We start from the raw sequence: 6,500 nt of genomic DNA, 5'->3' as shown, positions 1-6,500 counted from the left end.
CGTTCTTGAAAGAGAATTCCGGATACACCAATACATCAATCTTGAACAAAGAACTATTTTTCAACTTTATTTTCCGTGCATTTTCCCAAGCATCGCCCAATTCATAGCTCACATTCCAGTCATTACGCTCCGCTTGAGGCACCGAATCCCCCTTTAGGGGACAATAATAAAGAGAAATTTGGGGTACATTATTGTCCAGAACAATTATCCGACATGACTTTTCTTCCGGAAATGACATTATATACTTTACATTATGTTTGATATGATATACAGTTTGCTGAATATCAATAGCCTTTTATGTTTATTTGTTTTTTTTTCAAACAATAAAGTATCTTCCTCTTGTTTGCTATTTAATAGTTAATTGTTACTGGCTTATTATTATATTTGCCCTTTTAGCAGTACTGTATTGTGTGGTGTAAATGTTTAATAATTAATAAATTGAATACAAAAAGTAAGAATGGAAATAATTTTGGGAATTGAGAACTTGTTACTATTTTGTTACTACTAATAATAAACTGTGTATTTTTATTAAAAGAATATGAAAAAGCTATTGAAAATAAAAGAGCCAATAAAGGTGAGAACAAAAAAGTTAGTAAATGGATGTCAATCCATATATCTAGACATATATATGAATGGAAGACGACAATACGAATTCTTAAAGTTGTATATTATCCCTGAACATAATCAAGCTGACAAAAAACGAAATGTGGAAACGCTAAATTTAGCAAATGCGATTAAGTCTCAGAGGATTGTGGAAATACAAAATCAAGCTTATGGATTTAATCGTAACAGATTGTCCGATGTGAAGCTGACTGACTATATGAAATTAGTAGCAGAACAAAGTGTAAACAATAAGGTGCGAAAAAGTACAATACATGCTGTCGTATGTCATTTGAAAAGATATACACCGAATGGAATATTGTTAAGGAAGGTAGACAAAGCCTATTTATTGGGGTTTATAGATTACTTGAAGAGAGCAAAACAAATACATAGTCAAAAAGAAAAAATGTTACATGTTAACACCCAACTTTATTATTTGAAGATGCTACGTTATTGTTTGAACTGTGCTGTCTATGAAGATTACATAACTGTTAACCCAATGGATAAAATAAAGAATGAGGATAAGCCAAAACGTTGTAGAACAGAAAGGGATTATCTCACAATAAAGGAATTAACCAGATTAGTTCATACTCCTTTTTATAATACCTTATTAAAAAAAGCATTTCTATTCAGCTGTTTTTGTGGATTGAGACATTGTGATATTATTGCATTGAGATGGGAAGATATACGTTATGATGAAAATGGAAATGCACTATTGAATATCATTCAGAAGAAAACGAAAGAAGCCATATCGCTTCCACTCAGTTCAGAAGCTATAAAACATTTGCCAAACAGAGGAAATGCCCAAGAGACGGAAAAGGTATTTGCCGGATTGGTCTCATTAGGACGGAGTAATGAAATTTTGCATAGATGGGTCGAGCAGGCTGGGATATCGAAACATATAACCTTTCATAAGGCAAGACATCTTTATTCTTCTTTTTTGCTGAAAATGTGCGACTTACAAGAAAATATTTCTTAGTAGGTAACGATTTAGAAACGAGCGAAGTTCTCATTCTTGTTACATTTTGCATTAACTCAAAAGAACACTTTATCTGGATGCAAAGGTACAAAAAAACATAGAATAATAATTTGATTTTTCACAACTATCTTTTCTCCATTTGAATTTCTATAAAATAATGAGGACAAGCAGTTCTTATTATTGTAAGACTGAACCTGCGGAAGAAAGCAGGGATTTCAAGATTTGAATTGTTTTTAGGGAAGAGAAAAATTGCTTCACTAATTTGTTATAATCGCTTAATAAGTTTTGCCGGATTACCACCCACCACAATATTCTCCTCTACATCTTTGGTTACAACAGCTCCAGCGGCTACGACAGCGTTTTCTCCAACCGTAACACCCGGCAAAATGGTTGCTCCTGCGCCAATCCAACAGTTGCGTTTCAGATGGATGGGCTTACAGGTAAGTACGGCATGGTCGTACAAATCGTGATTGTTGGAGATGAGTTGCACATTGGCTGCAACCATCACATCATCTTCAATGGTAATTCCTCCGGCTGCCATAAAAAGGGAGTTGTTCATCACTACTACATTCTTGCCAATCCTTACTTTATTGCCACGCACTACAGTGACAGGAGGCATCACACGAGTGTTCTCGCCGATATTGCCCATGAACAACTCTTTCACCAACTCATTGTATTCTTCGGTATAAGGCATCATGTGATTGATTTTGAAACATAACTGTGCGCAGCGGATTCCTTCTACGGGGTCAGCCTCTTCGGGTTTGCGCATGTCTATTCTAAACTCTTCCATTTTTGTTGCGAATAAATTGATATCTTATTACGTTTCTTATTTAATTAATTATTGCATTTTGAAGGATAACTCTTAAACATTTTCTTGTTAAATATACTATAACAGAATTGTGGAATTTCAAGTTCTCCAAGGCATAGGCAAATGTCATATCCATTTTTTTCAGAAGCACGATTATTTCCTGCGTGCATAATCATTTATCTGATATGAGGCTTCTATGGAGAAATTATAAGAACGGATAAAACGTTGTATTGCTATAATTGAATAAATATGTAACTGCTCGTGTTATTCTTTGACTGAGTAGTTACCGGACAAACACCTTTGATTAATTACACCAAAATGTACGAGGGCATTATATATGCCGTTTTCGTCCACATCATTTGTTACATAGTCTGCATGACTCTTAACTAAATCCGATGCGCTACCCATTGCAATACCGATTCCTGTTGCACGAAGCATGGGAATATCATTACCTCCGTCTCCAAATGCTATGCACTCATTCAAAGAAAAACCTAAATAATCTGCCATTTCCGCCATTCCTGAAGCTTTGTCTGTACCGGCAACATTCACATCTGCAAAATACGGATTCCAGCGTGAAACGGTCAAGCCTGGAAGTTGTGCCATAATTTCTTTTTCCACCTCTTTTCCACAATAAATGCAAAGCTGGCAACACTTACAGTTGTCGAACTCTTTGTCAATGTCCACCACCTGAGGTATCGGATGATTGGTAAGTTCGGAAAGTGCTATAACGGTATCATTTATATAATTGACAAGTATTCCCTTATCCACTTCCAACGCCAATGGAAAACCATATTTTTCTGCAAGATTACGAACTGTTCTGAAATCTTTCGGACTGATTTGGCGAGAAGTAATTTCAGTTCCGTCACGAAGCAGGCATTGGGAGCCGTTCAGCGAAACGACAGCTTCATACGGAATGGTATCCAGTTCGACAAGGTCTGTTGCCACTCTGCCTGTTGCTATAATTATCTTAATGCCGTTATTATGTGCCATATTCAAGGCATCAATCGTGGTCTGTGGTATCTTATGTGTCTTGAAACTGATTAGTGTTCCATCCACATCTAAGAAAATCGCTTTTGTTTTCATTGTCCCTCCATTTTTTTTCAAGATTCATCCTGTACTCCGAAGGTGACATGCCAAGCATCTTCTTGACAAACCGGCTGAAATGGGCGGGATTGTAGAATCCCAGTCGTTCGGAGATTTCTGCGAGTGCTATATCCGGTTTCTTCAGCAGCATAATTATTTCCTGCGTAGCATAACCATTTATCCAATAGGAGGCTGGTCTGCCACTTCCTTTTTTCACGATTTCAGAGAGATATTTGGGCGAAACGCACAGCTTGTCGGCATAGAATGCCACTTCCCTTTCTGAGGTGGAATATTGGCGCACCAAGTCCATGAAACGGTGGAACAGCCCTGCGGACACGTTGCTCAAGTCTTCCTGCCGGTTTATGGCATCTTCATATACATTCCACAAATCGAAGAGGAAGATTTGCATGGTACGTCCCAATATCTCCCTGCGGAAGATATTGCTTTCGGACAGTCTTTGCCTCATAAGGTCGAAATCGGCCTGTAGCAACCCTTTCCCCTTTTCATTCAAACGGAATACAGGATTCTCCTTAATGAATACGTATCCTTTCGTGGCCCAAACGGTTTCAGGATTGTTTTCTAGCAAGAAGTTTCTTTCCACCAAAAGGAAATCGGCATCGAAGTCGGAAGAGTAGAGCGCATCGTAGATTTCCGAGCCAATCTGCCAGATGACCCAATCTCCGGCTTCTATCACGTATGTCTTTCCCATCATAGAGAACTGTGCCTTCCCTGTATGGCAGAGGATATGTACGTGGTATCGGCCTGTATATTCGGAAGGCAGGCAGTGGTCTGTCTGTGTGTTGAACAAGAGAATGTCGCCTTCGCGATATACGGCTTGTGCCGTACTGCGTGGAAAATCTGTAGCATTGAATAAAGCTGTTTCTGTCATATCCGCTGTTTTTATGCAAAGATAGTGAATAGGTTTTATATCAGCTTTCACATATTACCTATTTTCATTCATAAATGTCTGATTATATCTTATAAACAGAAAAACGTGAAAGTAATGCCGTTAATTATCTTATTACGAATCCACAGGAAACAATGAACTTTGCAGCCGTTAAAAGAGCAATAAACGGTAAATTGAAATGAAAATGAAGAAATTAATGATTATCTTGGTTTATTGTGGAGTGTTAAGCAGTGCATTTGCGCAGCAATATGCAACCATAGCCACAAGTCCTGCCCCATTGATACTGAAAGCGCAGGGAAGTTTCTATTTAGGAGGTGAACTTGAAAGTCAGACCACGGATGAATTGGGCGGCATTTGTCCACCGGGACACATCACTGTTAACCAAATGTACGTCAGGTACATGATTCCACAGGAACAAACAGACGGCACTTCGTTCGTGCTCATACACGGTATGCACCTCAGCGGGAAATGCTGGGAGACGACTCCAGACGGTCGCATGGGATGGGACGAATATCTGGTGCGCAAGGGATACGCTGTGTATGTGGTGGATCAAGTGGGCATAGGACGTTCTGGCTTCGACCAGAAGACATACAACGATGTGCGGAAAGGCAAGACTCAACCGATGGCGCAGACCCCTTTCAGCCGCAAGACCGATGAGAACTCATGGACTAATTTCCGCTTCGGCACAAAAGATGGCAATCCCGTTGACGGAGCACAGTTTCCCATAGGTAGCCTTGATGAGTTTTCCAAGCAGAACCTTCCCCACATCATGCGCCTTCCCTCTCCCGATGCAAACTACCGATGCTTGTCTAAATTGTCTGCCGAGGTAAAGAACGTGGTGCTGGTGAGCCACTCCCAATCGGGAGCTTTCCCTGTCGAAACTGCCCTGCGTAGCACTGAAGGCATCCGTGGTATGGTGTTGCTCGAACCCGGTGGAACAGGCAGCGGCTACGGCGACGAGCAGATAAGGCAACTATCAAAGATCCCCCTACTTATCATTTTCGGTGATAACTTGACTAACGAAACTGGTATGCCAGGGCATGTGTGGCAAAACAGTATGGACGGATGGAGTCGTTTGGCAGAGTCTATAAATAAGGCAGGAGGCAACGCCACGGTCATACACCTGCCAGAAATGGGCATATACGGCAACTCCCACATGCTGATGATGGACAAGAACAGTCACCAAATAGCCGCCATCGTGCTGGAATGGTGCAAGAACAACATAACAAAGAAAAGCTCGGATGAAAAATCTTTCCAACACTTTCGATGAGGCGCAAAACATGACTGTTCTCTACAGAGCGTTGAGCAGCGGTGTATGGTAGCCCAAGAAATGGATACGTATTCGCAATTAACGGAAAACCGTGAAAGCAATGCCGTAAATTTTATTATAATACACACGTAAAAAAGAAGGAACTTTACAGCGAAAACAGGAATAAATAACATATTATGAATAGATTAGCAAGATTAGTCCTTTCTGTGGCGTGCAGTTTTACATTGCTGCCAACTCATGCCTCAAACAGTGAAAATAACGGAATGGCAGATACAACAAATTTGACGATGCCGATGCTGAAATTAAACAACGGCATCGAAATGCCACAGTTTGGCATAGGAACTTTTACCCTACCAGATAATGAAACAACAGTAAAGTTACTCGTACAAGCTTTGAAACGAGGTTACAGGCATATAGACACCGCACATGCCTACCGCAACGAAGAAAGTGTGGGAAAAGCAATCCGTGAAAGCGGAGTACCACGCGAAGAGATATGGCTGACTTCCAAACTTTGGCCAAATGAATACGGTGAGGGAAAAACGGCAAAGGCCATAGATGAAATGTTACAAAGACTCGGAGTCGATTACATCGACCTTCTGTATCTGCACCAACCTGTCGGAGACTACAAAGGTGCATGGCATGACTTGGAAAAAGCCGTATCAGAAGGTAAGGTAAGGTCAATAGGAATCAGCAACTTCGACTATAATGACCGTGTGTTCAGCGACATCGTTGACAGCATGAAGATTAAGCCTGCCGCCATGCAGATAGAGTGCCATCCGTATGCACAGCGCATATTGGCAAGAAAAGCTAAGACAGCACAACATAGTGCTTGAATGCTGGTATCCGCTTGGCG

General features: G+C 40.5%; 6 protein-coding genes and 1 pseudogene. 3 read left to right on the top strand and 4 right to left on the bottom strand.

Annotated elements, in window-relative coordinates; genetic code table 11:
• Nucleotides 1–238 (bottom strand): annotated as a pseudogene (locus tag DWZ03_RS20325) (hypothetical protein); the annotation flags it as partial.
• Nucleotides 239–538: 300 nt separating this feature from the next.
• On the opposite strand from DWZ03_RS20325, the gene DWZ03_RS19630 reads away from it, so the two are divergent.
• Complete coding sequence (locus DWZ03_RS19630; protein ID WP_120130553.1) at nt 539–1,579, top strand: site-specific integrase; 1,041 nt, start codon at nt 539–541, stop codon at nt 1,577–1,579.
• Between the two features lie 265 nt (nt 1,580–1,844).
• Here DWZ03_RS19630 and DWZ03_RS19625 read toward each other — a convergent pair whose 3' ends face one another.
• From DWZ03_RS19625 to DWZ03_RS19615, 3 genes are all read right to left on the bottom strand, one after another.
• Nucleotides 1,845–2,369 (bottom strand): acyltransferase, encoded by a 525-nt coding sequence (locus DWZ03_RS19625; RefSeq protein ID WP_120130552.1) that lies wholly within the window; start codon nt 2,367–2,369, stop codon nt 1,845–1,847.
• A gap of 282 nt (nt 2,370–2,651) precedes the next feature.
• Nucleotides 2,652–3,470 (bottom strand): Cof-type HAD-IIB family hydrolase, encoded by an 819-nt coding sequence (locus DWZ03_RS19620; RefSeq protein WP_120130551.1) that lies wholly within the window; start codon nt 3,468–3,470, stop codon nt 2,652–2,654.
• Nucleotides 3,409–4,359: a helix-turn-helix domain-containing protein gene (locus DWZ03_RS19615; protein WP_120130550.1), complete on the bottom strand. Its 951-nt coding sequence runs from the start codon at nt 4,357–4,359 to the stop codon at nt 3,409–3,411. The genes DWZ03_RS19620 and DWZ03_RS19615 overlap by 62 nt, the downstream gene beginning before the upstream one ends.
• Before the next feature lie 202 nt (nt 4,360–4,561).
• Here DWZ03_RS19615 and DWZ03_RS19610 point away from each other — a divergent pair, with 202 nt between their 5' ends.
• Both DWZ03_RS19610 and DWZ03_RS19605 read left to right on the top strand, forming a co-directional pair.
• Nucleotides 4,562–5,647 (top strand): hypothetical protein, encoded by a 1,086-nt coding sequence (locus tag DWZ03_RS19610; protein WP_133303177.1) that lies wholly within the window; start codon nt 4,562–4,564, stop codon nt 5,645–5,647.
• 263 nt (nt 5,648–5,910) lie between these two features.
• Nucleotides 5,911–6,480 carry an aldo/keto reductase gene (locus DWZ03_RS19605; RefSeq protein ID WP_207805215.1) on the top strand — a complete coding sequence of 190 codons (570 nt, stop codon included), beginning with the start codon at nt 5,911–5,913 and terminating at the stop codon, nt 6,478–6,480.
• The last annotated feature ends 20 nt before the right edge of the window (nt 6,481–6,500 follow it).

It is taken from the genome of Bacteroides sp. AF29-11, assembly GCF_003602895.1.
In the GTDB taxonomy this organism is placed as follows: domain Bacteria; phylum Bacteroidota; class Bacteroidia; order Bacteroidales; family Bacteroidaceae; genus Bacteroides; species Bacteroides uniformis.
Note: the sequence above shows the minus strand (reverse complement) of the source record. Positions and strands in the feature narration are given on the sequence as shown.

Coding starts and splice junctions, on each gene's coding strand:
- DWZ03_RS19630 (WP_120130553.1), top strand. CDS start 539: ATGAAAAAGCTATTGAAAATAAAAGAGCCAATAAAGGTGAGAACAAAA.
- DWZ03_RS19625 (WP_120130552.1), bottom strand. CDS start 2,369: ATGGAAGAGTTTAGAATAGACATGCGCAAACCCGAAGAGGCTGACCCC.
- DWZ03_RS19620 (WP_120130551.1), bottom strand. CDS start 3,470: ATGAAAACAAAAGCGATTTTCTTAGATGTGGATGGAACACTAATCAGT.
- DWZ03_RS19615 (WP_120130550.1), bottom strand. CDS start 4,359: ATGACAGAAACAGCTTTATTCAATGCTACAGATTTTCCACGCAGTACG.
- DWZ03_RS19610 (WP_133303177.1), top strand. CDS start 4,562: ATGAAGAAATTAATGATTATCTTGGTTTATTGTGGAGTGTTAAGCAGT.
- DWZ03_RS19605 (WP_207805215.1), top strand. CDS start 5,911: ATGGCAGATACAACAAATTTGACGATGCCGATGCTGAAATTAAACAAC.